Below are 26169 nucleotides of genomic sequence, written 5' to 3'. Positions count from 1 at the left end.
GGGCCGGGCTTGGCGGGCGGGAAGGCGTCAGTACGCCGCGGGATTGGCGCTGAAGATCACCGGCACCAGCACGTTGACGCAGGCGCCGACCGGCAGGTTCACGCCGGCGATCGCCACCGTGTTGCCGCCGATGCTGCCGCCGCTAGCCGGGCAGGTGCCGCCGCCGGTGCCGCTGCAGGTCCAGGGCGCGGTCAGGGTCACGCCGTTGGGCAGCGAGTCGTTGATGGTGGCGCCGGTGGCGCCGTCCGGACCGGTCTGGTTGCAGGCCTGCAAGGTGTAGGTGGTGGTCGCGCCCGGCGTGTAAGTCGTCGGGTTGCCGCTCTCGCTCTTGGTCATCGTCAGATCGGCGCACAGCGGATCGACCAGGGCGGTGGCGGCGTTGTTGACGCTGCCGCCGGGCACCGGCGTGACGAACCCGGCCTGCGCCGACGCGCCTTCGGCCAGAGGCGTGTTGGTCGCGATCGAGGCGTTGTTGGTGACCGCGGTGCACTGGGTCGCGCCGAGGGTGGCGTTGATGGTGTAAGTGACCGTGCCGCCAGCGACGCCGCCGGTGCCCGCCGGCAGGGTCGCGCTGCCGGCGATCGCGCCGCTGCCGCTGGCCGCCGGGCACACGCCGCCGTTGCTGCCGGCGCAGGTCCAACTGGTGAAGGTGAGCCCCGCCGGCACCGCGTCGGCGATGGTCGCCACCGCATCGTGCGCGGTGGTGTCGCCGACCGTGGGCTTGGCGGTGTTGTTGGTGTAGGCGACGGTGAACTGCGTGGTGCCGCCAGCGGGCGGTGTCGCATTGCCGCTGTTGCTCTTGGTCACGCGCAGGTCGACGTCGTTGTCGAGGATGGTGAGCGTGGCGGTGTTCTGCACCGTCGCGCTGCCGCAGGTGGTGGTGGAGGCCAGCGTGTACGCGGCGGCGTTGGGCAACACCTGCACCAGCACGGTCTCGTTGTCCTCGATCACGTTGTCGTCGGTGATGGTGATCGGTATCGCGAAGCGGTTGTCGTCGTAGGTGCCGGCGGGAATCGCCACGTTGACGTTGGCGCCGGCCGTGTAGTCGCTGCCGGAGGTCGCGGTGCCGCCGGTGACGTTGACCAGCACGGTGATGCCGCCGGCCGGCACGGTGCCGGTGATGCGGATGGTGGGCAGCGAGGGCACGGCCTGGCCTTCGCGGGTGGTGTAGGTGATGGGGTCGAATTCCAGATAAGGGCGCAGCGTGATCTGGATGTCGTCGAGGAAGTTGCCGGAGCCGCCGCCGCCCACGGCCTGGAAGCCGAAGTTGTGGTTGCCGCTGGTGCCGTTCCAGTTGAAGCTGCCCGAGTAATCGGCCCAGCCGTTGCCGCCGGCCCCGACGGTGCAGCTGAGGTTGTCGACGCTGCCGCTGTCCAGGCAGACCGGAGCGCCGCCGGCCACGGTGGTGCTGGACAGCACCGCCACCGTGTTGGTGGTGCTGTCGATGTTGAAGTTCATGACGTCCGGCGTGACGTTGCTGTTGCGGCCGCGGTGGCTGAGCCGCCAGTCCACGCGCTCGCCATTGGTCAGACAGATCGTCTGCGACAGGCGCGATGCGGTGTAGGCGTTGAGTTCGGCGTGCTGATTGCCGGCGCGCGGCGGCACGCTGCTGAAGCTGGGGCCGCGCCAGATCTCGATGGGGCCGTTGATCGCCGCGCCGCCCGGCTGACCGGCCAGGGTGCAGGTGCCGCCGACGACATTGGCGGGGTGGTCGGTGTTCCAGCCCGGCACCACGTCGGCCGAAATGATCAGATAGCAGCTGCTGCCGGTCAGCGCCGGCTGCTCGAACCCCAGATTGACGAAGGTGCGTTGCACCTGTGCGGCGGCGTTGGGCGCGCATATCGCCGCGGCCACGGCTAAGCCCAAGGCGCCGAGCCGGCGCGTCGCGTGATCCCGCATTCCCCTTCCTCCTTGAACCCGGCGCCAGGGCGCTGGCGCTTGCTTGCGTACCCATGGCAGCCGTCGCACCGGCCCCGCGGCGTCCGACGCCTCGGGGATTCACGCGGTGGCGATCACGGTACGGCCATCGGGCGGCCGATCAGTGGCGGGCTACCTCAAGGCAATTTACACATTTCAGGTTTGGAAAAGGTGATAAATCGCGCCCATTCAGCGTGCGAAAAACGTCGGCAGCCGCACGCCGCCGGCGGACCGGTGCGTTCACCGTGACGCGCGCGTCGCTGAGCGGACGCCCGCGATGGCGGTCTGGTTGCGGCACGCGCACGCGCAGGACGGCCAGACACCGTCGCTAGCGTCGGTGTCCACGGCCGCGGGGGCGGTGGCTTAAGGCGTCGAGCCGCTCTGGGATTTCAGCAGCGCGTAGGCCGCGCGCAGGCCTTGCGCCTCGCCGCCGGCGGGACGGCCCGGGCGGTCGGCGTCGTTCCAGCTGTACACGTCCAGGTGCGCCCAGGGCAGGGCGGCCGGCACGAAGCGCTCCAGGTACAGCGCCGCGGTGACCGAACCGGCCATCTTCGACGGCCCACCGTTGGCGATGTCGGCGATGGCGCTGGTGAGATAGCGCAGGTACGGGCGCCACAGCGGCATGCGCCACAGCGGATCGCGCTGCTGCAGGCCGGCGTCGAGCCAGCGCTGGGCCAGCGCCTCGTCGTTGCTGTACAGCGCCGGCAGGTCCGGGCCCAGCGCGATGCGCGCCGCGCCGGTCAGGGTGGCGAAATCCAGCACCAGCGCGGGCGAGAGTTCGCCGGCATAGGTCAGCGCATCACATAGCACCACGCGACCCTCGGCGTCGGTGTTGTCGATCTCCACGCTGATGCCCTGGCGCGTGGCGATGACTTCGCCAGGCCGGAACGCGTCGGGGCCGACCGCGTTCTCCACCGCCGGCACCAGCAGGGTGATGCGCAGCGGCAGCTTGCGCGCCATCGCCAGCTCGGCCAGGGCGATCGCGTGCGCGGCGCCGCCCATGTCCTTCTTCATGTTGCGCATGCCGTCGGCCGGCTTCAGGTCCAGGCCGCCGGTGTCGAAGCACACGCCCTTGCCGACCAGCGCCACGTGCGGATGCGCCTCGTCGCCCCAGCGCAGGCGGATCAGGCGCGGCGCGCGGTGCGAGGCGCGGCCGACGGCGTGGATGGCGGGGAAGTTCTGGCTCAGCAGTTCGTCGCCGGTCACCGCGTCGATCTGCGCGCCGTGGCGTTGCGCGATCTCGCGCGCCACCGCTTCCAGCTGCTCCGGGCCCATGTGTTCGGTCGGCGTGTTGATCAGGTCGCGCACGCGCAGGCAGGCGGCGATCAGGTCGTCGGTTTCGGCGTCGTCGCGTTCGACCAGCAGGCGCGCCGGTGCGCGCGGCGGTTGCTTGTAGCGGCTGAAGCGGTAGCTGCCCAGGCCCCAGCCCAGGCGCAGCGCCGCCAGGGTCGCGGTGTCGTGCGTGCCGGCCACGCGCCAGGTGCGCAGCGGCAGGCCGAACGCGGCATGGCCATAGGAATACGGATCCAGCGCATCGCCGATGCCCAGCACCGCGCCGCCCAGGCCGCCGTCGGCACCGGGCAGGGTCAGCAGCGTGCCGGCCGCGGCCTCGTAGCCCTGCGCCGTCACCCAGGCCGCGCTGGCCGGCGGCAGCGTCGCGTGCCAGGCGGCGAAGTCGGTGCGTGCGACCAGGTGCAGCGGCAGCGCGTCGGTGGCGGAATCGGTAAAGCCCAGGGGCAGGTTCATGCGGCGGCGGTGTCCGGGGTCTGGGCCGCGTCCAGCCAGTCGGCGAGCGCGGCGAGGGTGTCGAATTCGAGGTCGGGGCGCAGGCCGGCGTGCGGCCATTCGCGGCGGCGGCCTGCCTCGTCGAGGCGGTTGATCCAGCAGCTGCGCAGCCCGGCGCGATGCGCGCCGACCACGTCCAGCTCGATGTCGTCGCCCACGTGCAGCACGTGCTGCGGCTCGCAGTCCAAACGCGCGCAGGCGGCGTGGAAGATGCTCGCCGCGGGCTTGGCCTCGCCGTGCTCGCGCGCGCCCAGCTGGAAGCGGAACAGATGCATCAGGCCGATGCGCTGCAGATCGGCGTTGCCGTTGCTCAGCGCGGCCAGCGGCAGACGCGCGGCCATGCGCTCCAGCGCGGCCACGCTGTCGTCGTAGTGGCGGACCTCGCAGCGCGCGTTGAAGAACACCTCGAACGCGGGCGCGACCAGCGCCGTGTCGTCGCCGGCCTCGCGCAGCATGCGCTCCAGGGTGAGCTTGCGCTGGTGGGTGAAGTCGTGCGCCAGGTGCGGATGCTCGGCGGCGATCTGGTCGCGCAGCGTGCGCATGGCCTCGGCCGGCCAGCGCTGCGCGGTGCGCGGCGCGTGTTCGCGCAACCAGTCGCCCAGCGCGCGTTCGGCATGCACGATCACCGGCGCGATCGGCCACAAGGTGTCGTCGAGGTCGAGGGTGATGGCGCGGACGGGGAAAGTCATCGCGCCATTTTAGCGCCTAATGCGCGCACGGCCGCGGTTTTCCCGCGCGAGGCGCGTAGGGGTTTTCACTCACAAGCTGTGTGCCACGCGGCACTCGACGCCTCGGCCTGCGGCCTCACTCCAGCAGCTTGGACCACTTCTCCAGGCCTTCGATGCGCGCCAGCACCAGTTTCACGCACACCAGCATCGGCACCGCCAGCAGCAGGCCGACGATGCCCCACAGCCAGCCGAAGAACATCAGCGCCAGGATCAGCACCAGCGGCGACAGGCGCATGCGCCGGCCCAGCACGATCGGCGTGACGATCTGGCCCTCGATGGTATGCAGCACCAGGTACAGGCCGGCCGGCAGCAGCGCGCGCCAGGCCTCGTCGAAAGCGACGAAACCCATCAGCAGCATGGTCACCATGCCGATCAGCGGGCCCACGTACGGCGCGAAGTTCAGGATCGCCGCCATCGTGCCCCACAGCAGCGCCTCCGGCAGCGGCACGCCCAGCCAGAACAAGGCCCCGGCCAGGGCCAGGCCCAGCGCGGTGTTGATCAGGCTGATGGTGAGCACGTAGCGCGAGATCTCGCGCTCGATCGAATGCAGGATGTCGACGGTGATCTTGCGTTCGCGCAAGCCGGGCAGCAGGCTGATCGCGTTGCGCTGCAGGCTTTCGCCGTAGACCATGAAGAAGAACGTCAGCAGCACCACCGCCAGCACCGAGGCCACGTATTTGGGCGTGGACGTCAGCGACTTGTAAGGGTCGTTGAGCTCGGTCTTGACCACCTGCACCGGCTTGGCCGTGCTCTCGCCGCCGGCCGCGCGCGCGATGTTCTGCGCGGCGCGGTTGGCCTCCTGCATGGGCTTGGTCATCTCGCGCAGCTTGGGCGCGAGTTGCTTCATCTCGCGCGGCACCTGCCGCACCCACTCGCCGGCCGGTTCGATCAACTGGTTGGCCAGCAGCCCGGCCGCGGCCAGACCGCCGATCAGCACCAGCAGCGCCGCGGCGAAACGCGGCAGCCACAGCTTGCGCAGGCCGCGGATGATCGGGTTGCCGATCAGGGCGAAGAACGCCGACAGCAGGATCGGCAGGATCAGCGCCTGCGCCGCCCACAGGGTGGCGCCCACCGCCAGCGTCGCCAGCACCACCATAGAGGCCGGCGCGCGCGGTCGCGGCGGCGCGGGTGCGTGCGGTTCGTCGTCGGCCGGCGCGGGCGCGTCGGCGGCGGGTTCGGGTTCGTGCTCGGCGGACGCGTTCAAAAGTCGATCGGATCGGCGGTGGAACGCACAGCTTGCACCGTCGCCTCGGCGCGCGCCACGGCGGCTTCCTCGCCTTCCTCGACCGCCGCGGCGACGGTTTCGGTGTTGTCGGCCGCGCGTTCGGCCTGGCTGGCCGCCACGCCGGCGCTACCGCCGGCGAACAGGCTGGACAGCATCGAGATCATCTGCATCATGCCGCCGCTCTTGGCCGCCACGCGCAGCGGCTCGGCGCGGCCGACCGCGAAGCCGCTGACCAGCCCGGCGATCACGATGCGTCCCGGCGTCCAGGCTTCGCGCCAGGACTGCTTGATCACGTCCAGATGCGCGACCAGGCGCCGCTCATGCGCTTCGACCACGTCCTCGGCCTGGTGCACCTTGGCGATCAGTTGTTCGAAGCTCATGCGCGTGCGCTCTGTCTGGACGGTGGGTCGGAAACAAACGGCATCAGGGCGGCGTCAGGTCGACGCCGCGGTCGTCCTTGCCGGCACCCGGGCCGGCCGGCGGCCAGCGCCGCGCGGCATCGCGCGCCGATTCCGGCGAGCCCGGCGTCGGCGTGACGTCGGCCAGCTCGCCGATGCCCAGCCGCGCCAACTGCCGGCGCGTGGCCTGCATGCGGGTGTGCTCGAAGTAGCGCACCGCCTGCCAGCCCGCCCACGCCGTCACCGCCAGACTCAGCAGCGCGCTCAGCAGCAGGGCTAGCGACCACGGCATGCCCAGGGTGCGGCTCAGGAACACGATCAGCGTCGCCATCAGCAACAGCCAGGCCGAGCCGCCGAACGCGATCGCCACGCCCATCAGCGCCAGCGCGCGGCCCAATGCGCTGCGCGCCAGCGAAATGTCGGCCGCGACCAGGCTGCGCAGGGCTTTGGCGGTGTCGCCGGCCGCGCCCAATCCGGCGCGGCCGGTATCGCCCAATTCGCGCAGCGATTCCAGCAGGTCCGGTGCGGCCTTCGCGGCGTCCGGTCCGCCGGCATCGGGCTGGTGCGCGTCGGCACCGCCGCTGCCGGGCGGCTGCGGCGGGCGCGGGTCCCCTGTGGCTTGCATGCCTGGGCTTACTTGTCGCTGCCGCGGGCGAGCTTGGCGATGATGAAGCCGGCCGCGAAGGCCACGCCGAACGAGGCCAGCGGACGTTCGCGCACCAGATCGGCCGCGCTTTCGATCAGGTCGCGGCCCTTGTCCATCAGCACGTCGACTTGCTCGCGCGCCGCGCCGCCGGCGTGCTCGGCCGCGGCGATGCCGGCCAGGGCGCCATCGGCCAGGTCGGCCTTGACGTTGGCGCGTCCGATCTTGAGTTCGTCGCCGGCCGCGCCGGCCGCGCCGCGGATCGCTTCGCCGGCATCGGCCGCCGCCTGCTTGAGGTGGGTACCGGCTTCGCCGAGGTTGGCCTTCATGGCGTCGGTCGAGGTAGGGCTCATTGCATTCTCCTGGGAGGGGGCGGGACTTTGTCTGCTTAAGGTCTGCTAGCGCGTCCGGCGATGATCGCTGATCCAGATGACGTCATCGCCCGACCCGCTTCATTGCATCAACAGATTGGCGACCGCGTTGCCGCGCATCACGCGCAGGACCAACTGTGCCGGAGGCCGTGTGAAGCTCGCGCGGAAGCCCGGCAGATCCTCGAAATCGCCCGCGTTGCCCGCCACCACCACGTCGCCCGAACGCAGGCCGTTGCGCTCGGCGCGGCTGCCGCGCGCCACCGACTCGATCAGCACGCCGGCCGCGCCGGACTGGCGCAGGCGCTCGGGCAGCTCGGCGAAGCTGGCGCCGGTCAGGCGCTCGTCCAGTTCGGTGCCGGCGTAGGCCTTGGGCTGCTCGCGCAGGGTCGCGGTCAGCTGCAGCGGCCGGCCGTCGCGGCGCACGTCCAGCGCCACCCGCCCGCCGATCGCCTGCAGGCCCTCGAAGTTGCGCAGCGCGTCGCGGTTGTCGATGCGCTGGTTGTTGGCGCTCAGGATCACGTCGCCGGCCTTCAATCCCGCCGCCGCCGCCGCGCTGCCCGCGAACACCCGCGTGACCACCGCGCCGCGCGGCTCGTCCAGCTTCAGCGCCTGCGCCAGGCGCGCGTCCACGTCCTGGGTTTCCAGGCCCAGCGAACCGCGCCGCACCACGCCGTCGTTGGCGATCAGCTGGTCCTTGATGTAGCGCGCCAGGTTGGCCGGGATCGCGAAGCCCAGGCCGATGTTGCCGGCCATGCTGCCCTGCGGATTGAAGCTGGCGGTGTTGATGCCGACCAGCTCGCCGTTGAGGTTGACCAGCGCGCCGCCGGAGTTGCCGGGATTGATCGAGGCGTCGGTCTGGATGAAGTTCTGGTAGCCCAGCCCACGCAGGCCGCTGCGGCCCACCGCCGAGACGATGCCCGAGGTGACCGTCTGGCCGATGCCGAACGGGTTGCCCACCGCCACCACGAAGTCGCCGACCTTGAGCCCGTCGGAATCGGTCAGGTTCAGCGCGCTGAGGTTTTCGCCCGGGATCTTCATCACCGCGATGTCGGTGTCCGGGTCGGAGCCGACGAACGCGGCCTTGAGCGTGCGCCCGTCGCTGAGCGTCACCGACACCGCGTCGGCCCCCTCGATCACGTGGTGGTTGGTCAGCACGTAGCCGTTCTTGGCGTCGATGATCACGCCCGAGCCCAGCGATTCGTTGATCCGCTCCTGCGGGATGTTCGGGAACATGCGCCGGAACATCGGGTCGTTGGCGAAGGGGTTGCGGATGCGCACGGTCTGCTTGGCGTGCACGCTGACCACCGCCGGGGTCACCCGCGCCAGCATCGGCGCCAGCGACGGCACCGGCTGCCCGCCCACCGCGGTCGGCAGCGCCGACACCGCCGGCAGCGCGGCCGCGGCCGGCGAGGCCTGGGCGGGCGCCTCCAGCCCGTCGCGGATCGCGGTCGCGGCGAAACCGCCGAATGCGGCGGCCAGGGTCAGGGCGAGCAGGGTCGGCAGGGGGCGAGGACGCATCGAGTACCGTTCCGTAAGGACGTTGTAAGGAGGGGCGGCCGCCCGGCGATCCGGCCCGTGCGGGCCCGGCGCCGCGGGCGTGCGCGCAGCTGAACGAAGTGTCGGTCAAGCCCGCTAAATATGCGATGAAGTGTTCCGCCTGAGGGTTTGTACTCATGGCGCACACACAAATTGTGGCCGCATTCTCAGCGCGTTTACGTAAGGCGCGCGTGTGTCGTTTTACTTCATCCCGACACGTGACCGTCATCAAAAAAACCGTTGACACCGTCCAGGGCCGGGCGTAGCTTGAGTCCTCGCTTCGACACTACATGTAGTGGTCCTCGCAGCGACAGGAGCCCAAGCTTAGGGGTTCGGCTTGGGTCGGTTAGGCGCCAACGGGGGGCGGCGCATGACAGGAGCAAGCTCGGCCCGATGCCACACACACCACATCGCACGCGGCGCGTAAGGGCGCGATCGCGCGCGTAGCCGTCGGCGCCCAGGCGTCGCGGCAACGGCAGGCAAGGCGACAGACGGCACCACCGCGGTACCCAAAACAAGACACACCCCGATTACCAGCAATCACAACAAGACTCACCCGGCGGCGGGCGCAACAGCACGGCCCGCCCCAGTTAAGGAGACAGGACAGGCATGAGTACGGTTCGCCTCGAGGCGGTCAAGACGGAAGCGGCTGACAAGGACATCCCGCTGCAGCCCGCATCCCAGGACATCTGGGACAAGAAGTACCGGCTGAAGACCAAGACCGGAGAGGCGGTGGACGCCGATATCGACGCCACCTACCAGCGCGTCGCCAAGGCCCTGGCCGACGCCGAACCCACGTCCGAAAAGCAGCAGTACTGGTACGACCGTTTCGTCTGGGCGCTGCGCCGCGGCGCGATCCCGGCCGGCCGCATCACCTCCAACGCCGGCGCCTTGGAGCACAAGCCCGCCACGTCCACGATCAACTGCACCGTCTCGGGCACCATCGAGGATTCGATGGACGGCATCCTGGAGAAAGTCCACGAAGCCGGCCTGACCCTCAAGGCCGGCTGCGGCATCGGCTACGAATTCAGCACCCTGCGTCCGCGCGGCGCGTTCGTCGCCGGCGCCGGCGCCTACACGTCCGGTCCGATGTCCTTCATGGATATCTACGACAAGATGTGCTTCACCGTGTCCTCGGCCGGCGGCCGCCGCGGCGCCCAGATGGGCACCTTCGACGTCAGCCACCCCGACGTGAAGGACTTCATCCGCGCCAAGCGCGAAGACGGCCGCCTGCGCCAGTTCAACCTGTCGCTGCTGATCACCGACGGCTTCATGGACGCGGTCAAGACCGACGCCGACTGGCCGCTGGTGTTCCCGGTCAACGTCAAGGAGCGCGGCGACCTCGACCTGGAAGACGCCGACAAGGTCGTCTGGCGCGACTGGCCGACCCATAAGAACTACATCTCCCGCGACGACGGCCTGGTCGCCTGCAAGATCTACGGCCACATCCGCGCGCGGCACCTGTGGGACATGATCATGGTCTCGACGTACGACTACGCCGAGCCCGGGTTCATCCTCATCGACCGCGTCAACGAGATGAACAACAACTGGTGGTGCGAAACCATCCGCGCCACCAACCCCTGCGGCGAACAGCCGCTGCCGCCCTACGGCGCCTGCCTGCTGGGTTCGGTCAACCTGACCAAGTTCGTGCGCAACGCCTTCACCGACCAGGCGCAGTTCGACTGGGAGGAATACAAGGAAGTCGTGCGCGTGTTCACCCGCATGCTCGACAACGTGGTCGAGGTCAACGGCCTGCCGCTGGAACAGCAGCGCGCCGAGATCATGCGCAAGCGCCGCCACGGCATGGGCTTCCTCGGCCTGGGCAGCACCGTGACCATGCTGAAGATGAAGTACGGCTCGGCCGAGTCCTGCGAGTTCACCGAGCGCATCGCGCGCGAGATGGCCGTGGCCGGCTGGGAAATGGGTCTGGCGCTGTCCAAGGAGAAGGGCCCGGCCCCGATCATGGAAGAGCGCTTCGCCGTCACCGCCGAGATGCTGCGCAAGCGCCCGGAGATGAAGAAGGACGGCTGGAAGGTCGGCCAGGACATCCCCGGCAAGCTGCTGCACACCCGTTACTCGCGCTACATGCAGCGCGTGGCCGAAGTGGCGCCGGAGCTGGTCGAGGAGCTGGCCGAAGTCGGCGCCCGCTTCACCCACCACAGCTCGATCGCGCCCACCGGCACCATCTCGCTGTCGCTGGCCAACAACGCCTCCAACGGCATCGAGCCGTCCTTCGCCCATCACTACAGCCGCAACGTGATCCGCGAAGGCAAGAAGTCCAAGGAAAAGGTCGACGTCTACTCGTTCGAGCTGCTGGCCTACCGCGAGCTGATCAACGCCAAGGCGATGCCGTTCAGCGACGAAGCCGGCACCCAGCTGCCGGACTACTTCATCGCCGCCGACGACATCACCCCCAAGGAGCACGTCGACGTCCAGGCCGCCGCCCAGAAGTGGGTCGACAGCTCGATCTCCAAGACCGCCAACGTCCCCACGGATTACCCGTACGAGGACTTCAAGGACATCTACCGTTACGCCCACGAGCAGGGCCTCAAGGGCTGCACCACCTTCCGCTTCAACCCGGCCGCCTTCCAGGGCGTGCTGGTGAAGGAAGCCGACCTGGAAAACACCACCTACCGCTTCGAGCTCGAAGACGGCAGCGTGCTGGAGGTCAAGGGCAACGAGCAGATCGAATACGACGGCGAGATGCACACCGCCGCCAATCTGTTCGACGCGCTCAAGGAAGGCTATTACGGCAAGTTCTGATCCCCGCGCCGGCCTGCTCCCGCCGCAGAGCGGGGCAGGCCTCGGGGAATCCCGGCATCACTTTCCGGCGGAGGCACCGTTCAAGCGCCTCACGCACCGCCCTCGGCCGGCGGATGCGCAGCACAGCCAGGCCGAAACGCGCGACCGCGGTCAGTGTTATTGCGTGCGCGCCGGGTATAGCATCGGTCCCGTACCACCCCGATTACACATAGCCAATACGTAACGCCGACGAAAGCGCCCACGAGGAGGGCATATGAGCAACGGAAATGGAGTGACGGCGACCCTGACCCAGGCCGCTGAGAACGTCAAAGAAACCGCGTCCAACATCGGCAGCGCCATCGCCACGCGCGCCGAAGACGCGGTGAAGTCGGTCAAGAAGACCGCCACCAAGGCGCGCAAGGCCGCCAAGAAGGCCGTCGGCACCGCCAAGAAGAAGCTCGCCACCGCCAGCGCCAAGGCCAAGAAGGAAGCGTCCGCGCTGAAGGCCAAGGCCACCGGCAAGAAGCCGGCCAAGAAGGCGGCGAAGAAAGCCGCCAAGAAGGTCGCCAAGAAGCCCGCGGCCAAGAAGGCGGCGAAGAAGATCGCCAAGAAGCCGGCAGCGAAGAAGGCCGCCAAGAAAGTCGCCAAGAAGCCGGCGAAGAAGGCCGCCAAGAAAGCCGTGAAGAAGGCGGCCAAGAAGGTCGCCAAGCAGCCGGCCAAGAAGAAGGCCGCCGCCAAGAAGGTGCCGCGCCAGCCGGCCGTCGCCAAGAAGGCCGCCAAGAAAGCCGCGAAGAAGAAGTAAGCCTTCGATCCTCCCCTCTCCCGCACGCGGGAGAGGGCGGGGTGAGGGCCGCGCCGCACCGGCGCATCCACACCAAAACTAGAAAAGCACCACCGCAACAGGAGCCTGGCCCATGGCCGTCAAGATCGAAAAGAAAATCAAGGGTTACGCCGTCGTCACCCCGGAAGACAAAGCCAAGGAAAGCGCCAAGTCCGAGGCCGCCGCGCGCAAGGTCGAAGAGCTGCCCAGCGCCGACGTCATCCAGATGCACGAGCGCATCGAGCGTCCCGAGATCCTGATCGGCTCCACCTACAAGATCAAATCGCCGCTGTTCGAGCATGCGCTGTACGTGACGATCAACGACATCGTCCTCAACGCCGGCACCGAGCACGAACTGCGCCGCCCCTTCGAGATCTTCATCAACTCGAAGAACATGGACCACTTCCAGTGGATCGTGGCCCTGACCCGCATCATGTCCGCCGTGTTCCGCAAGGGCGGCGACGTCACCTTCCTGGTCGACGAGATGAAGGCCGTGTTCGACCCGCGCGGCGGCTACTTCAAGCCCGGTGGCGTCTACATGCCCTCGCTGGTCGCCGAAATGGGCGCCATCGTCGAGGACCACCTCAAGTCGATCGGCATGATGCACGACCCCGACATGAGCGACGCCCAGCGCGCCCTGATCGCCGAGAAGCGCGCCGCCTACGAGCAGCGCTCAAAAAAAAACTCTGACGTAAGCCCGGCCGCCGCCGTCGTCGTCGCCGACAGCGGCCACGAGGACATCGAAGTCACCGGCGAAGGCGTGTCGTTCCCGCCTTCGGCCACGCTGTGCCACAAGTGCAGCGCCAAGGCGCTGGTGATCATGGACGGCTGCGCGACTTGCTTGAACTGCGGGTACAGCAAGTGCGGGTGAGCGGCTGATCGGGCATGTGGGCGCGAGTCGCTGTGAGAGCACCCATAAGCCGCGATTTGAGCACCGACACGTTGCGGTCGCGGGTACTCATAAGCTGCGACTAGGCCAAATCACGAATCTTGGGGCTCTCCGGAGCCCCTTTTCGTTTCTTGGTGAGCAATAGGGATAGGCCAATACGGGTCGACGCGATTGCCATCGACCCACGCCTTCGCGGCGTCCCCGCTTGCGTGCACCGGGGCCGCATGTTCAGTGAAGCAATGAGGGCTGATCGCGCTGCCAATCCATCGTGATCAGGTCGCCGACACGGCGCGGGCTAGCCGCTCGTTCCGGATTCAGTGCAAACGCATATGGGCGAGCACGGCAATCGCCATGCCCATCAGATCGTTGACGACATGGGTAATCGTGGACGCCCAGACGTTGCGCGTCAGGATGTAAACCCCGGTCAGGATCAAGCGCGCCGAACCGATCACCAGCAACGCCTGCCCGAAGTGCCAGCCGTATGTGGGCAAATGCAGCGCGCCGAACGCGAGCGCGGTGACCACCCATGACACGCCGATCGCCAACTGCGGTTTCGCGCCGGCGCGATGCAGCAGCGTCAGCAGTAGCAGGAACGGCAGGATAGTCACCAACTCCTCGCCGAGCAGTTGCACCGACGCCATGGCCATTGCATTCGCCGCATACGCTGGCGACATCGCGCCGATGGCGAGGATGCCCGGGTTTGTCGCCAGGTTGGGGCTGCCCACCACGAAGAAGGCTATGATGCCCGGGACGATGAGCATCAGCGGCACGCAAGCCAGCGCGATCCAGACGTCACGCAGCGTGGGTCGCCGGAAGATCGCTTTCCACGCCGGCCCGACTGCCAGCGCCAGTCCGGCGAGTTGCAGTGCGACGAACGAGATCGCGCCGATCCAGCCGCCGACCACGCCGGGAATGAAGCGTGGCAGCGCCAACAATGCCGCGAAACCCGCAGCGCAGGCGGCCAGTACGAGCAGGCAGCCGGCGTTGCTCAACGGCGCCGGACGGCCTTGGTAGTAAGGGAAATCCGGCGTCACGCTTTGCATTCTGCGTCCGTTACTTCCCGCGCTTCCGTATCGGGCTCAAGGATTCCACCAGGCCGTCGTTGCGCACCATGCACAAGAAGCGGCCATCGGGGTAGTCGACGATCAACTCGGTCACCTGGTCGTTGACCGGGACGCGGGTGACCAATGCGCCATCTGCCTTTGCCCGCGCATTGCAGGCACCCAACAGCTCGCGGGCCTCGCCCATACCGACAGCTGCGGGCGGACGATAGGAGGAATGCCCGCGGTCGGCGTTGCTGAATACCGCGCGGCAACCATCCTTCACCCATACGGAGTGGTGGTAAAGGCCCCAGGTCTCGTTCTGAACGCATTCGGTGCGGCTCAGCTGACGAACCAAGCGTACGTCGCCGTGCGTGTCCATGTCGCATTCGGTCTGACGGCCGTCGCGGGATTCGCAAGTCACTTCGTGCGGCGCGGTGTCGGCGGTCGGCGCCGCCATGGCGGCAGGGCGCGCCGCGCTTATCGTGCAAACGCCATTGGCGCCGCTCTTGCCCGTATAGGACACCTGCGCTCCGCCGTCGGGCGAGCGGCTGATCGACAGGGTCACGCCGCTGCCGGAATCGCTGGCTTCGTAGTAATCGTCATTGACGCGCTTGAGCCGGGTTTCGCGTCCGTCGGCATAAACCGGGCCACCTTCGTCGGCATGGATTTCAAGGCCGCCAGGGCACGTGCCGTTGAACATCGGGATGGCCGCGTTGGCTCGCGGTGCCACGGACAGTGCGAGAAGTGCGGCGACCGTCAGGAGGCAGGTGGATTTCATCGTGTCGCTTCCGCGAGGCTAGGGAAACGCGCAGCCTAGCATTAGCCAAGGTTGCCGGAGAATGCATTACGCATAGCCACTGCGTGCCTGCGAATGCCCTCATAGTCGTGTTGTCCAATGAGCGTCTGCCATTGGCCGAGCGCGGTCATAGGAACCACAGAATCGAAGCCGCTTGGCCTTGCCGCGAAGGTCATCCTGCCGGAGGCCTGGTCACAGGTCCGATGTGTGGGTCGGGCTTCACCGGTCTACGTTATCGATCCTGTCGGTGTGGATTGCCTCGTTGATGAATGGGGCGCGTCGATGCGGTCTTCGCGCGTCGGTCGGCACAAAAATGGCTCGCTATTCAGGTCTGCTGTTCACATTGAATGCGGATCGTAGGCCGCAAATGTTTTGCGACCGTCGACCAAGTGCAGCGAATTTGTGAAAACGAAAGGATGAACGTCGCAGTTTTCACAAGTGACCCGCGCATCTTCACGATCCATATACGTACTCCAACCTCAGCTGAAGGCGAGTCATAGCTCTGGCGAAAAGCTCGCTATATTCCAAGCTCCCAGACGAAGGAGAGTGGAATGCTTCCTACCAAGCAACATCTGAAGACGGCGCGCATGATCGGTGTGGCGCTGGTCGCTACCTTGGGCCTTGGCGCTTGCGCTACCTACAAGGAAGAGTTCGCAGGGATCAACTCGCGCCTCGATCAACTCGACTCGAAGGTGCAGGGCGCGGCGCAGAGCGCCGAATCGGCCAACCAGTCCGCGCAGCAGGCCAACCAGCGACTGGATCAGATCGAAGGCCGCGTGCAGCAGCTCGAACGGGCGCCGCGTCGCTCGCCGCGCGGCTAATCGCGTTTGCAAGCAACGGTTTGAACCCGGAAACCGGTGGCCTTCGTTGGCCACCGGTTTCTTTTCTTGATCCATCTTCGCAATGAGGAGTCTTCCTATCCGCACGTGCAAACACACCGCGATCCGGTTCGCCAATGGCGCGTTGTTGTGCGCGCTGGCGTTCGCGAGCGTCGGCGTGGCCAGCGCCAAGGACGCCGCTGCCAAGGAAGCCGCCGCGCAAACGGCCGTCGCCGCCGATCAGCTTCCGTCCGGCCAGGAAGTGTCCGATACCGTGATCGAGTTCGCGGGCTGGGTGGTCGCCAGCAAGAACAACCAGGGTTATCCGTTCGCGATCATGGACAAGGCCGCCGCGCAGATCCTGGTGTTCGGCGGCGATGGCCGGCTTCGCGGCGCCGCGCCCGGACTATTCGGTTCGGCGACCGGCGACCATACCGCCCCCGGCATCGCCGGCCTGGCGCTGCGCGAGATTCCCGGCCGCGATCGCACCACGCCTGCCGGCCGCTTCGTGGGCGGTTTCGGCCCGTCGATCGATGCGGGCCGCGTGCTGTGGGTGGACTACGAATCTGCGGTTTCCATCCATCCCACCGCTACTGGCGTGCCGGCCGAAAAGCGCCCCGAGCGTCTGGCATCGCCTTCGCCCGACGACAACCGCGTCACCCACGGTTGCATCAACGTCTCGCCCGAGTTCTACGAGCACATCATCCAGTCGACGTTCGAGCGCGGCGGAATTTTCTACATCCTGCCGGAGACGGCGTCGCTGGCGGAGACTTTCCCGGACTTCGCGCAAAGTCGCTCGACGGCGCAGCGCAAGGGCGGCAAACGCGCGCGAGCCGGACGCAGGTAGCGCCTTCCAAGCGGCGCGCGGTCCGGTCGGGCGCGCGCTACGGCTCGAATCTTTCGCTGGTGTCCATGCGGATGCTGCGCAAGCCCACGGTTTTCAGGTGCGATGCGTAGTTGGATTCCGCGAAGTAGCCGATCAGCGCCGAGCGACGGCGCAGACTGCCTGGATTGAGGCTGCCCGCATGGACGAGATCGGCGTCGAACACGAGGATGTCGCCGGCGCTGCCGGCCAATTGCAGGCTACGGGATTCGTCGTCGGCACTGAGCGCTAGGGCGTGCGGCGTCGGACGATGGCTGCCGGGTACCAGGCGGGTGGCGCCGTTGTCGGGGCCGTAGTCGTCGAAGTAGGCGAGCGCATTGACGGTGTCGCCCGGCCGCTGCGCGGAGAGATCGCGATGCAGTCCCTGATGGCCGCCCCCTGGCAGGGGCTCGCGGCCCTCCACCTGGGACAGGAAGTAGCGTTCGCCGATCAGCGCGCCGACCGCGGCCAGCAGGCGCGGCAGCCGACAGACGGCTTGCACGGTCGGGTCCAGGTCCAGCAAGGCATGGCGCCATCCCGGGCCGCGCGGCACCGGCCAGTGTTCGGACGGCCGCACGCCGGCATCGAAGGCGCGGCGCAGATCGTCCAGCCAGTCCGCCGGGATTTCGCCGCGGAGCAGGACGTATCCGTCGCGATGGAGCCGCTCGCGGTCGATCATGGGTGTCCGGCTTTGGGTGCGTGTGCCGGTTCTTTTACCGGGTCCGTGCGCGGAAGGACAGTCCGGAGGCGAAGCGCGCGCGGCCGACGGCCGACCCGCTGCGAACGTCCGCCCGGCCACGCGGCCGCCCGTCCCGGGGCGGGAGTACGCCGCGCCTGCGCCCCGCTGTCGTCCGCTTGCAAATCGCCTGCGCGTCTTCTACAGTGAACCATATGGTTCACTATCAAGCCCGCCTCGACGCCACCTTCGCCGCGCTTTCCGACGTCACCCGCCGCGGTGTACTGGAGCAGCTGACGGCTTCGGAAGCCTCCATCACCGACCTGGCGCAGAAGTTCGACATGACCCTGACGGGCATGAAGAAGCACGTCAGCGTGCTGGAGCAGGCCGGTCTGGTGACCACCGAAAAACTCGGTCGCGTGCGCACCTGCCGCATCGGCCCCTGCCGTCTCGAGGAGGAGATGGCGTGGCTCACGCGTTACCGCCAGGTATGGGATGCGCGCTTCGCCGCGCTGGACGGCGTCATCGACGAACTCAAACGACAGGAGCAGGCCCGTGGTCGCAAGAAAGGAAAGTGAATCCCCGCGCACGACGGTGCAGAAGACGTCCGACCGCGAAGTCGTCGTCACGCGCAGCTTCGACGCGCCCGCGCGGCTGGTGTTCGAAGCCTGGTCCAGGGCCGAATTGTTCGCCAAGTGGTGGGTGCCGCGCTCGCTGGGCATGACCCTGCGCTCGTGCGAGCTGGACGTGCGCACCGGCGGCGCCTACCGCCTGGTATTCGGCGAGGATGCCGCGAACACGATGGCGTTCTTCGGCAAGTACCTCGACGTGGTGCCCAACCAGCGCATCGTCTGGACCAACGAGGAAAGCGGCGACGCAGCATCCGTCACCACCGCGACGTTCGAGGAACGCGACGGCAGGACCTACCTCGTCCTGACCGAACGCTATCCGACCAAGGAAGCGCTGGACGAAGCGGGCACCGGCGCGCAGGACGCGATGCACGAGACGTTCGCGCAGCTCGACGAGCTGCTGGTCGAACTGGCCGCGGATTGATGCGGTTCGTGTGCCTCGGCAGGGCTGGGGCTGTGTACCCGGCGTAAGTCTGCGTGCTGGAGTCGCTGGTTTGGCGTCCAAAAATTGCCGATACTCGAATGGGGCTCTCCGGGGCCCCATTCCTTTTTCGACAGATCGTTTCCGGGGCCTCCGATGCGTCGTGCCGTCCTTTCGCTGCTGCTGGCCTCGTTCACCGCCGGTGCCGTCGTCATACGCGACGACGTACCCGATCGGCGCTATCGCATGGCGATCTCCGAGTTCCCGGCGCTGGTCGACGTGCCCGGCGAGGGTCATGGAGTCCTCATCGCGCCGCGTTGGGTGCTGACCGCCGCCCATGCCGTGGGCTGGCAGAAAGCCGTGGATGTCGTGGTCGTCGGCGGCACGCCGTATACCGTGAATCGCGTCGTCGTCCATCCCGGCTATAAGAAGCCGCCTCAGGACATGATCGATGCGGCGATCAAGTCGGGCGACTGGGCGGCGTTCCTGGAGTTCATGGCCGCCTCCGACGATATCGCCCTGATCGAGCTCACCGAGCCGGTGCGCGACATCGCGCCCGCACGGATCTACCGCGGATCGGAACAGGGCAAGATCGTTCGGATCATGGGCCGGGGCGCCACCGGCAAAGGATCCGAAGGGCACCACCCGCACGGTCCCAATCGAACCGACCTGCGCCAGGGCTACAACCAGATCAGCAGCGCCGAAGGTCGATGGATCGGATACAGCTTCGACCCACCGCCGGCCGCGCTTGCACTGGAAGCCTCGTCCGGCAATGGCGACAGCGGCGGGCCGATCCTGATCGCCGTGGGCGACGAATGGCAGGTGGCGGGCATCACCTCATGGAAGCGCGTGCAGGGCAACCCGATGGAAACCTGGCCGGGCAAGTACGGGCAGACCAATTACGGGGTGCGGGTGGCGCATTACCGCGGGTGGATCGAGCAGACGATCGCGGCCGATGGCGCGGCGGCGCGCGTCGCTGAGCATGCTCGCGGCCTGAAGCCCTGACCGCTACGGGGCAGCCGTAAGCCGCGCATTGCGCCGCAGGAACTGCGGCGGCTGCCCGAAGGTGCGCAGGAACGCGCGGCGCATGCGCTCCGGGTCGGCGAAGCCGGTTTGCGTCGCGATTTCGTCGATGCTGTGACGGCTCTGCTCGACCATCACACGGGCCGCTTCGACGCGCAGCTGTTCCACCGCCTTGGCCGGCGACTGTCCGGTTTCGGCGCGGAAGGCGCGGCTGAACTGACGCGGGCTCAGGTGCGCGGCCGCGGCCAGTTCCTCCACCGACAAGGGCGCGCCGAGGTTCTGGCGCGCATAGGCCAGGGCACCTTGGATGCGGTCGGACTTGGCGTCGAGTTCCAGCAGGGCCGAGTGTTGGGACTGGCCGCCGGCGCGGCGGTGGTAGACGACCAGTTTCTGCGCCACGGCGCGCGCGAGGTCGGCGCCAAAGTCCTTTTCGATCATGCCCAGTGCCAGGTCGATGCCGGCGCTCATGCCGGCCGAGGTCCAGATCGGGCCGTCGATGATGTAGATGCGGTCGTCCTCCACGCGTGCCTTCGCGAATTGCTTCTGCAACTCGCGCGCATACAGCCAATGCGTGGTGGCGCGCCGGCCGTCCAGTAGGCCCGCCTCACCCAGGATGAAGGCACCGGTGCAGACCGAAGCGGTGCGGCGGCTGGCCGAGGACACTCTGCGCAGCTGCCTGATGAGGCCTGGGCTGGTGGGTATAGGCCGCAGCGCGCCGATCGCGATCAAGGTGTCCAGCTTCTGCCGCGCGAGGGCGCGCGTCTGGATCGGTATGTCGAACGAGTTGGGAATCGCGCCGCCCAGCTCGGACAGGAACCGGATGTCGTAAAGGCGCTCGTCAGCGCTGACGTTGGCTAGTTCGAACGCCGACGCTGCGGCCAGGCCCATGATCTGGAAGCCCGGCGACAGGACGAAACCGATGCTGAGCATGGCCGGGTCTCCTATGTCTTGAAACGAGGTATATACGACATTTACGCCATGAGCAAGGCGGCCTAACGTTGCTCCACACCGTCACTCAACGGAATCTGGAGCCCGCAATGACCGCCTACTCTCAAGGCACCGCGCTGATCACCGGCGCTTCCTCCGGCATCGGCGCCGTCTACGCCGATCGTCTGGCCCGCGCCGGCTACGACCTGATCCTGGTCGCGCGCCGCGCCGACCGCTTGCGCGACCTGGCGCGCGAGCTCACCGACCGCACCGGTCGGTCGGTGGAAACGATCGCTGCCGACCTCACCCGTCCGGCCGACCTGACCGCGGTCGAGGCCGTACTCAAGACCGATGCCAGCATCACCATGCTGGTCAACAATGCCGGTCTCGGCGCGACGGCGCCGCTGTTGCAGTCCGATGCGGCCGACATGGACCGCATGATCGCGCTCAACGTGGGCGTGCTGACGCGACTGGCCTACGCCGCCGCACCGGCCTTCGTCGCCCGCGGCCACGGCACCATCGTCAACATCGCTTCGATCGTGGCCCTGGCGCCGGAACTGCTCAATGGCGTGTACGGCGGCAGCAAGGCCTTCGTGCTTGCGTTCTCGCAGTCGCTGCAACACGAGCTCGCCGACAAGGGCGTGCGCGTGCAGGCGGTGCTGCCCGGCGCCACGGCGACGGATTTCTGGGACGCCGCAGGGTTGCCCATCGCGCACCTGCCCGCGGAGATCGTCATGCCGGTGGAAGCGATGGTCGATGCGGCGCTGTCCGGGCTGGCGCAGGGCGAAAGCGTGACGATCCCGGCGTTGGCCGACCTGAGCGACTGGACCGCGTTCGACCAGGCGCGCAAGGCGCTGAGCCCGAAGCTGTCCCGTTCCGTCCCCGCCGCGCGCTACGCCGCGACGGCGCAATGACTCATCGCGGCGGCGTGCATCGCCACGTGGCCGCGACCCATCCCACACGCACTGCCCTGGAATCCCGTCATGAACACCGTAATGAAACGCAAGATCGCCTTCGCCCTGTCGATGGGCGTAGTGACGACCGGCATCATCTCGCTGGTGCTGATCGTCCTCAATCGCGGCCTGGCCGATGGTTTCGTCCTGGCCTGGCTGCGTTCCTGGGGCGTGGCCTATGTGATCGTGATCCCGGCGATCCTGCTGATCGGTCCGCGCCTGCAGGCCAGGATCGAACGGTTGATCGCCTGAGCACTTAGGCCGACAGGCGCTGCCTCCAGCGCGGCTCGCCGCGTCGGAGTCGACAGGGAAGTGCCGCAGAGTCTGCGTTCTGCGCAGACCCTGCGCGGAACGATTTCAACCGGTATCGCTCTCGAGGCGCTTCACCCGCTTGCGGTACGACTGCACGTTGTTGCCGTCGATTTCCGTCTCCCGCGTGCCCGTGATCTGGCCGATCTTCTGGTCCGAGCCGGTGACCGGCTTGGCGTCCACGACCGTTTCGCGCTCGAACGCGTGCGACTTGTCGGTGTTGCGGTAATACCGGTACAGGCCCCAATACAGGCCGGTGGCGCCGGCCGGGCCCAGTAGGAGCAGCCACAGTCCGCTGTCGTCGCTCACGAAGAAGTCCCCACGATCCAGAGTGCGATGCCTTCGAGGAAGGTACCGACGGTGATGGCGGTCAGCAGCAGCTTCCACTGTTGCACCGGGACGCTGCCCATGGTCTCGCCGGTGCGGCCGTTCACCGCGATGTAGTGCAGCATGCCGCCGTTGCTGCCCGGCTGGTGGTAGGAGTACAGCCATACCGGCAGATACATCGACACCCAGCGTGTGCCGTGCACGTCCAGCCGTTCCTGCTCCCAGCGCACGCCGCGGCCGTAGCGCTCCACCGAGTCCTCGACCTGGGCGCGCGCGATCGACAGCAGTTGATCCTCCATGCGCGGTATCAGGTGCTGCACGTCGGTGTTGCGTTTCTCGGAGCTGAAGCCCGACAGGTAGGACGCGTTCCACTTCACCGCGTTCTTGGTGTCGAACGGCAGGATGGTGTTGATGATGTTGTTGGTGTTGACGCGCGTGTCCAGGTTGCCGCGCTCGGTGGAAGATTCCAGCGGCAGGTCGTCGACGGTGAAATCGACGTGCCGTTCCACGCGGTACACGTCCGCGTCGTAGTAGGTCTTCTTGTCGTCGCCGCTGCCCTTGGTGTAGCGGCGCGTCTGGATCTCGCCCTTGCCGGCGATGTCGGCGCTGGCCTTGCCGTCGACGATCATGTACGGCAGGTACACGCCGACCACGTTCTCGGGCGTGAACTGTTCCTTGAACGCCTTCAACGCGAAGAAGCGGCGCTTGTCCACGAACTGGCGGATGCGGGCGACCGCGTCGTCCTTGCGGATGTGGAAGGGCAATACCGCATCGGGCACCGCGCCGTTGTCCACCTGCTCGTTGACGCCGAACACGTGCCGGCACCAGTGACAGCGCGCGGTCATCGCGTTGTCGGTGTTGACCGTGACCTCGGCGCCGCAGCCGGTGCACTTGAAGGTCATCAGGCTGGCGGCATCGGCGGCGATGTCGCGCGCGCCCGAGGCGATCACGGTGCCGCTGAGCTCGTCCAGGCCTATGCCTAGCCCGAACTCCTCTTCCACCCGCGCGCCGTGCCACTCGTTGCGGCAGTACAGGCAGATCAGCAGGTCGCTGCCCGGCTTGTGACGGATGTCGGACGCGCCGCACTTCGGACAGCGGTTGAGGCCGTCCTTGAGCTCATCGGAGGACGTGTCGATGGCGACCGGATCGGGCGCCAGCAACTCGTCGCGGATCGGTTCGGGCAGCGTGGCCGGATCCAGCGGCGAGCTGCCGGGCAGCGGCGGTACGTCCTGCGGCGACCCCGGGCCGGTGTACGGCGGCAGCGGCGGCGGCGACGAACGGGTGGAGTTCGACATGGTGGCTATGCGGCTCCGGCTTACAGGCCCAGCGTCTTGGTCTTGAGCGCGTCGTAATCGGCCTGCGTGATCAGACCCAGATCGAGCATCTCCTTGGCCTTCTTCAGCTTGGCGATCGGATCGTCGGCGGCGGGCGCGGCCGGCGCCACCGGCTGCTGCAGGCTGCCGATGCCCGCGCCGACCATGCCCGTGGCCATGCCCACGCCCATCAGGCCCGCCGCGCCGCCGTTCTCGCCGGCCGACTGGATGCCGGCCGCGACGCTGGCCTGCAGATTGGAATTGCCGCGCGCGCCCGACAGCGCATCGGCGCGCTGCACGGTCTTGAGCAGTTCGCGCGTGGTGGCGTCGTACTCGATGGAGACGATGGCGGTCTTGACGATGGCCAGGCCGCGGTCGGACTTCCACTGGTAGGCCGATTCCACCGCGTCCGACAGGCTCTTGGCGAAGCCGAGCGAGTCCTGCTGGATCTTGGTGATGCGGTTGCCCTTGTCGGCGTCGTTGGTGTACAGGCTGAAGGCCGGCGCGAGCGAGCCGACGACTTCGTTGAACAGCTGGCTGGCGGCGGCGTTGTCGACGTCGGTGAAGTCGAAGACCTGGCCGGGCCGCAGGTAGGTGGCCGGCACGAAGTTCTTCACGAACAGGATCGGATCGACGATCTTCAGCGTGTAGGAGCCGCGCGTCAGCGCACCGACCTGGGTGTTGAGGAAGCCGTCGTTCCAGTAGATCTCCGACTGCGTGCCGAAACGGTTGTCCGGCAGTTCCTTCAGCGAGACGAAGAACGCCGCCTGCTGCGAACACGGCTGGCCGCCGAACTTGAAACGCTCCCAGCTTTGCTTGATCAGCGAGCTGACCAGGCCGTCGCCGGCGAAGATGGACTGGGAGTTGATGTCGTCCGAGCGCCATTCGTAACCGCCCGGCTCGGCGGCGAAGCCGGTGATCGCGCCGTCCTGGAACAGCAGCAGGCCGTAGCCCTCCGGCACGACGATCTTCGAGCCGTTGCTGATGATGTTGCTGGAGCCGCTGGTGTTGGAACCGCGGCCGGCATTGGTGCCGCGCGGCACCGCGGCGAACAGGGCCGCCGTCGACGGCAGGCCGTCCGGCACCGTGTAGAAGTCCTTCCACTGGTCCGCCAGTACGCCGCCGACCGAACCCACCACCGCTTGCACCAGACCCATGTCATTCCCCGCGATTGTTGGCCGGGCACCGTACCCGCCATGCTCGGCGGCACTATACCTTTCCGCGCGCCGGACAGGAGGCGCGCCGCCGTGGAAAAAACCGCGCCGCGGTTGGCCGTGGCGGGGCGCTATCGAAGTACTTGAATTCAAACGCGAACGCCGCAATTTAACGGCCTTCCTCGCGGCGTCGCCGACGGCCCGCTACGCCTCTTCGCCGGCCGCGGCGGCACGGCTGTCTGCGCCGTGCACCGGCTCCGGCAGCATGCCGTCGTCGCGTCCGGCGTCGCGCACCGCCGTGCCGACGCGGCAGGCCTCCAACCGCGGTTGCTTGCCTACCCTTAGATTGCGCTCGGGCAACCAACGCGCGTGCTGCAGCCAGGGCCGCCAATCGGCCGGCGGCAGAAACACCGGTCCGTCGCGCACCCATGGCGGTTTGTTCGGATTGCCAGCCGGCCTATCGCCTGGGAACTCAGGCGCGCCAGCCGCATGCCTGGTCCGGCGATGCCGGCCGGGACGGCCGCTAAAAGCGCAGCACAGACCTGCCGAAGCGGCGCGAAAGCGCCGCTTCTTCTTGCGTCGGTCTTGCGCATCGCCGCTGTGAGGTCGCTCAGTCGGTCTTGCCGAACACGCGGCTGCAGGGCGGCAGCTCGTACGGGGTTTTCGCACCCTGGGTAACGTAGTCGACGATCGCGCCGTCGCGGAACTCGAAGCGCACCGTGCATACCGACACGCGCTCCCAACTAACGGGGCCGGACATCGGTGCGCACATCAGCGGCTTGTCCATGCCGTTCACCGGTTGCATGGTTTGTCCGGCCGGGCAGCCCTGGGTGGGCGCATAGATCGTATCCACCACCTGCTTGGTGTACGCGACGATGCGCCGATCGCTATGGTCTTCGGATTGGGTCGGCGTACCCCAAACGCGCAGCAGTTCCGCTTCTGGTTGTCCGATCCACGCTTCCAGCCCGCGCCGCACCGCGCCGGCTTCGCGTTTGCGGCGTTTGTCCAGACGCAGCAAGGGCGCCTGCGCCTTGGCGTAGCGCTCGGCCTCGATCTTCTCGTTCTGCACGGTCTGTCCCGCCAGGGCATTGGCCTCGGCCAGCGCCTTTTGCCGACGCGCGCCCAGGTCGGCCATCTCGCGTTCGAGTTCCGCCGCCGAACGCGGCGTGCCGGCGGGCCGCTTGCCGTCGGTCCACACGCTGTTCCAGACCAGATCGCCGACGTCGCCGGTGGTCAGCGGGCCGAGGTACATCCAGCCGCGCTCGCGCTGATCGGCCTTGCGCGCGGCCAGGCGCTTGGCCGCGTCCTTGGGGCCCATATCGCAAGCGAAGGCGATCAGCGCTTCGCCCACGGCGTTCTTGGGCGGCATCGCGGGCTGGTCCGGCGCGGTGGTGAGCTTGCCGCCGCGCGGCGAGACCTGGATGAGCTTCTCCTCCAAGGTGTTGCGGCCGCAGTCGATGATCATGTTGGACGACACCCAGTCCGGCGCCTTCGCGTTCTCCAGGAGGGTGAGGGTCTCCAGCTTGTAGGTCTTCTCGGCGAACGGCACCGCGTCCAGATAGGTCTCGTCGACGACCACGAACAGGCGGCTGGGCTTCTCGCCGCCGGTGTAGACCAGCCAGCGTTCTCCGGCGTAAGCGGGCGACGAAATCGCGGCCGCGACGGCTGCGAGGGCGAGCGTTCGTTTCAGCATGGAGTACTCACGGGCTGCATGGCGATACCGGGCGCGACGCGATCCGTCGAGCTAAGGCCGCTCATGGTAGGTGCGCCGTGGTGGTGCGATGGAGCGGAGCAGTGCGCCGTGCGCCGTTCCGGTAGTTGCGTGCGTCGGCTCGGGGCGAAATCGCCTTGCGACGAATCGTGC

27 protein-coding genes are annotated in these 26169 nt (G+C 67.8%); 10 read left to right on the top strand and 17 right to left on the bottom strand.

The features are described from left to right. Positions 1–27: 27 nt before the first annotated feature. The 8 genes from LVB77_RS20045 to LVB77_RS20010 all read right to left on the bottom strand — a co-directional run bounded on the left by LVB77_RS20045 (position 28) and on the right by LVB77_RS20010 (position 8585). On the bottom strand, positions 28–1899 hold the full coding sequence (locus LVB77_RS20045; protein ID WP_232907960.1) for a Calx-beta domain-containing protein: 1872 nt from the start codon (positions 1897–1899) through the stop codon (positions 28–30). Between the two features lie 381 nt (positions 1900–2280). Beyond that, positions 2281–3663, bottom strand: a complete 1383-nt coding sequence (locus LVB77_RS20040; protein ID WP_232907959.1) for a leucyl aminopeptidase family protein — start codon at positions 3661–3663, stop codon at positions 2281–2283. Continuing rightward, positions 3660–4391, bottom strand: coding sequence for an HAD-IA family hydrolase (locus LVB77_RS20035; RefSeq protein WP_232907958.1), 732 nt, complete (start codon positions 4389–4391; stop codon positions 3660–3662). Before LVB77_RS20035 ends, LVB77_RS20040 begins: the two co-directional genes overlap by 4 nt. 115 nt (positions 4392–4506) lie before the next feature. Then, the gene (locus tag LVB77_RS20030; RefSeq protein WP_232907957.1) at positions 4507–5634 is read right to left on the bottom strand and encodes an AI-2E family transporter; all 1128 of its coding nucleotides are present in this window, start codon (positions 5632–5634) and stop codon (positions 4507–4509) included. Then, positions 5631–6035: a hypothetical protein gene (locus LVB77_RS20025; RefSeq protein WP_232907956.1), complete on the bottom strand. Its 405-nt coding sequence runs from the start codon at positions 6033–6035 to the stop codon at positions 5631–5633. Before LVB77_RS20025 ends, LVB77_RS20030 begins: the two co-directional genes overlap by 4 nt. A gap of 43 nt (positions 6036–6078) precedes the next feature. Then, a complete protein-coding gene (locus LVB77_RS20020; protein WP_232907955.1) occupies positions 6079–6678 on the bottom strand; it encodes a phage holin family protein in 600 nt (199 codons plus the stop codon). Between the two features lie 8 nt (positions 6679–6686). Beyond that, entirely contained in the window at positions 6687–7049 is a 363-nt protein-coding gene (locus tag LVB77_RS20015; RefSeq protein ID WP_232907954.1) for a hypothetical protein, read from the bottom strand. A gap of 99 nt (positions 7050–7148) precedes the next feature. Next, positions 7149–8585, bottom strand: coding sequence for a Do family serine endopeptidase (locus LVB77_RS20010; protein WP_232907953.1), 1437 nt, complete (start codon positions 8583–8585; stop codon positions 7149–7151). A gap of 627 nt (positions 8586–9212) precedes the next feature. Between LVB77_RS20010 and LVB77_RS20005 the strand changes: the two genes are divergently transcribed. From LVB77_RS20005 to LVB77_RS19995, 3 genes are all read left to right on the top strand, one after another. Continuing rightward, complete coding sequence (locus LVB77_RS20005) at positions 9213–11366, top strand: adenosylcobalamin-dependent ribonucleoside-diphosphate reductase (RefSeq protein ID WP_232907952.1); 2154 nt, start codon at positions 9213–9215, stop codon at positions 11364–11366. A gap of 253 nt (positions 11367–11619) precedes the next feature. Next, positions 11620–12147, top strand: a complete 528-nt coding sequence (locus LVB77_RS20000) for a hypothetical protein (RefSeq protein WP_232907951.1) — start codon at positions 11620–11622, stop codon at positions 12145–12147. Positions 12148–12259: 112 nt separating this feature from the next. Further along, entirely contained in the window at positions 12260–13036 is a 777-nt protein-coding gene (locus tag LVB77_RS19995) for an NrdJb (RefSeq protein ID WP_232907950.1), read from the top strand. A 332-nt stretch (positions 13037–13368) separates the two neighbouring features. Here LVB77_RS19995 and LVB77_RS19990 read toward each other — a convergent pair whose 3' ends face one another. Further along, positions 13369–14097: a CPBP family intramembrane glutamic endopeptidase gene (locus LVB77_RS19990; RefSeq protein WP_232907949.1), complete on the bottom strand. Its 729-nt coding sequence runs from the start codon at positions 14095–14097 to the stop codon at positions 13369–13371. Between the two features lie 10 nt (positions 14098–14107). Continuing rightward, entirely contained in the window at positions 14108–14875 is a 768-nt protein-coding gene (locus tag LVB77_RS19985; protein WP_232907948.1) for a DUF3011 domain-containing protein, read from the bottom strand. Between the two features lie 569 nt (positions 14876–15444). Between LVB77_RS19985 and LVB77_RS19980 the strand changes: the two genes are divergently transcribed. Together LVB77_RS19980 and LVB77_RS19975 are read left to right on the top strand one after the other, a co-directional pair. Continuing rightward, entirely contained in the window at positions 15445–15714 is a 270-nt protein-coding gene (locus LVB77_RS19980) for a hypothetical protein (protein WP_232907947.1), read from the top strand. An 82-nt stretch (positions 15715–15796) separates the two neighbouring features. After that, on the top strand, positions 15797–16558 hold the full coding sequence (locus LVB77_RS19975; protein ID WP_232907946.1) for a hypothetical protein: 762 nt from the start codon (positions 15797–15799) through the stop codon (positions 16556–16558). A 37-nt stretch (positions 16559–16595) separates the two neighbouring features. On the opposite strand, the gene LVB77_RS19970 is transcribed toward LVB77_RS19975, so the two are convergent. After that, a complete protein-coding gene (locus LVB77_RS19970; protein ID WP_232907945.1) occupies positions 16596–17252 on the bottom strand; it encodes a phytanoyl-CoA dioxygenase family protein in 657 nt (218 codons plus the stop codon). Positions 17253–17464: 212 nt separating this feature from the next. Between LVB77_RS19970 and LVB77_RS19965 the strand changes: the two genes are divergently transcribed. The 3 genes from LVB77_RS19965 (at position 17465) to LVB77_RS19955 (ending at position 19304) form a co-directional block, all read left to right on the top strand. Then, positions 17465–17827, top strand: a complete 363-nt coding sequence (locus LVB77_RS19965; protein ID WP_232907944.1) for a metalloregulator ArsR/SmtB family transcription factor — start codon at positions 17465–17467, stop codon at positions 17825–17827. A 16-nt stretch (positions 17828–17843) separates the two neighbouring features. Then, complete coding sequence (locus LVB77_RS19960) at positions 17844–18302, top strand: SRPBCC family protein (RefSeq protein ID WP_232907943.1); 459 nt, start codon at positions 17844–17846, stop codon at positions 18300–18302. A gap of 153 nt (positions 18303–18455) precedes the next feature. Further along, positions 18456–19304: a trypsin-like serine protease gene (locus tag LVB77_RS19955; RefSeq protein ID WP_232907942.1), complete on the top strand. Its 849-nt coding sequence runs from the start codon at positions 18456–18458 to the stop codon at positions 19302–19304. A gap of 3 nt (positions 19305–19307) precedes the next feature. Here the strand turns inward: LVB77_RS19955 and LVB77_RS19950 are convergent, their stop codons facing one another. Continuing rightward, entirely contained in the window at positions 19308–20252 is a 945-nt protein-coding gene (locus LVB77_RS19950) for a GlxA family transcriptional regulator (protein ID WP_232907941.1), read from the bottom strand. 107 nt (positions 20253–20359) lie between these two features. Here LVB77_RS19950 and LVB77_RS19945 point away from each other — a divergent pair, with 107 nt between their 5' ends. Beyond that, a complete protein-coding gene (locus LVB77_RS19945; protein WP_232907940.1) occupies positions 20360–21163 on the top strand; it encodes an SDR family oxidoreductase in 804 nt (267 codons plus the stop codon). Between the two features lie 81 nt (positions 21164–21244). Continuing rightward, positions 21245–21454: a DUF2798 domain-containing protein gene (locus tag LVB77_RS19940; RefSeq protein ID WP_232907939.1), complete on the top strand. Its 210-nt coding sequence runs from the start codon at positions 21245–21247 to the stop codon at positions 21452–21454. Positions 21455–21559: 105 nt separating this feature from the next. Here LVB77_RS19940 and LVB77_RS19935 read toward each other — a convergent pair whose 3' ends face one another. The 5 genes from LVB77_RS19935 to LVB77_RS19915 all read right to left on the bottom strand — a co-directional run bounded on the left by LVB77_RS19935 (position 21560) and on the right by LVB77_RS19915 (position 25998). Continuing rightward, positions 21560–21820 carry a hypothetical protein gene (locus tag LVB77_RS19935; protein WP_232907938.1) on the bottom strand — a complete coding sequence of 87 codons (261 nt, stop codon included), beginning with the start codon at positions 21818–21820 and terminating at the stop codon, positions 21560–21562. Beyond that, positions 21817–23133, bottom strand: a complete 1317-nt coding sequence (locus LVB77_RS19930; RefSeq protein WP_232907937.1) for a TFIIB-type zinc ribbon-containing protein — start codon at positions 23131–23133, stop codon at positions 21817–21819. The genes LVB77_RS19935 and LVB77_RS19930 overlap by 4 nt, the downstream gene beginning before the upstream one ends. Positions 23134–23153: 20 nt before the next feature. Further along, positions 23154–24308: an SPFH domain-containing protein gene (locus LVB77_RS19925; RefSeq protein ID WP_232907936.1), complete on the bottom strand. Its 1155-nt coding sequence runs from the start codon at positions 24306–24308 to the stop codon at positions 23154–23156. 201 nt (positions 24309–24509) lie between these two features. Next, a complete protein-coding gene (locus LVB77_RS19920; protein ID WP_232907935.1) occupies positions 24510–24731 on the bottom strand; it encodes a hypothetical protein in 222 nt (73 codons plus the stop codon). A 184-nt stretch (positions 24732–24915) separates the two neighbouring features. After that, positions 24916–25998 carry a hypothetical protein gene (locus LVB77_RS19915; RefSeq protein WP_232907934.1) on the bottom strand — a complete coding sequence of 361 codons (1083 nt, stop codon included), beginning with the start codon at positions 25996–25998 and terminating at the stop codon, positions 24916–24918. Positions 25999–26169 lie beyond the last annotated feature (171 nt).

It is taken from the genome of Lysobacter sp. 5GHs7-4, assembly GCF_021284765.1.
Classification (GTDB): domain Bacteria; phylum Pseudomonadota; class Gammaproteobacteria; order Xanthomonadales; family Xanthomonadaceae; genus Lysobacter.
Note: the sequence above shows the minus strand (reverse complement) of the source record. Positions and strands in the feature narration are given on the sequence as shown.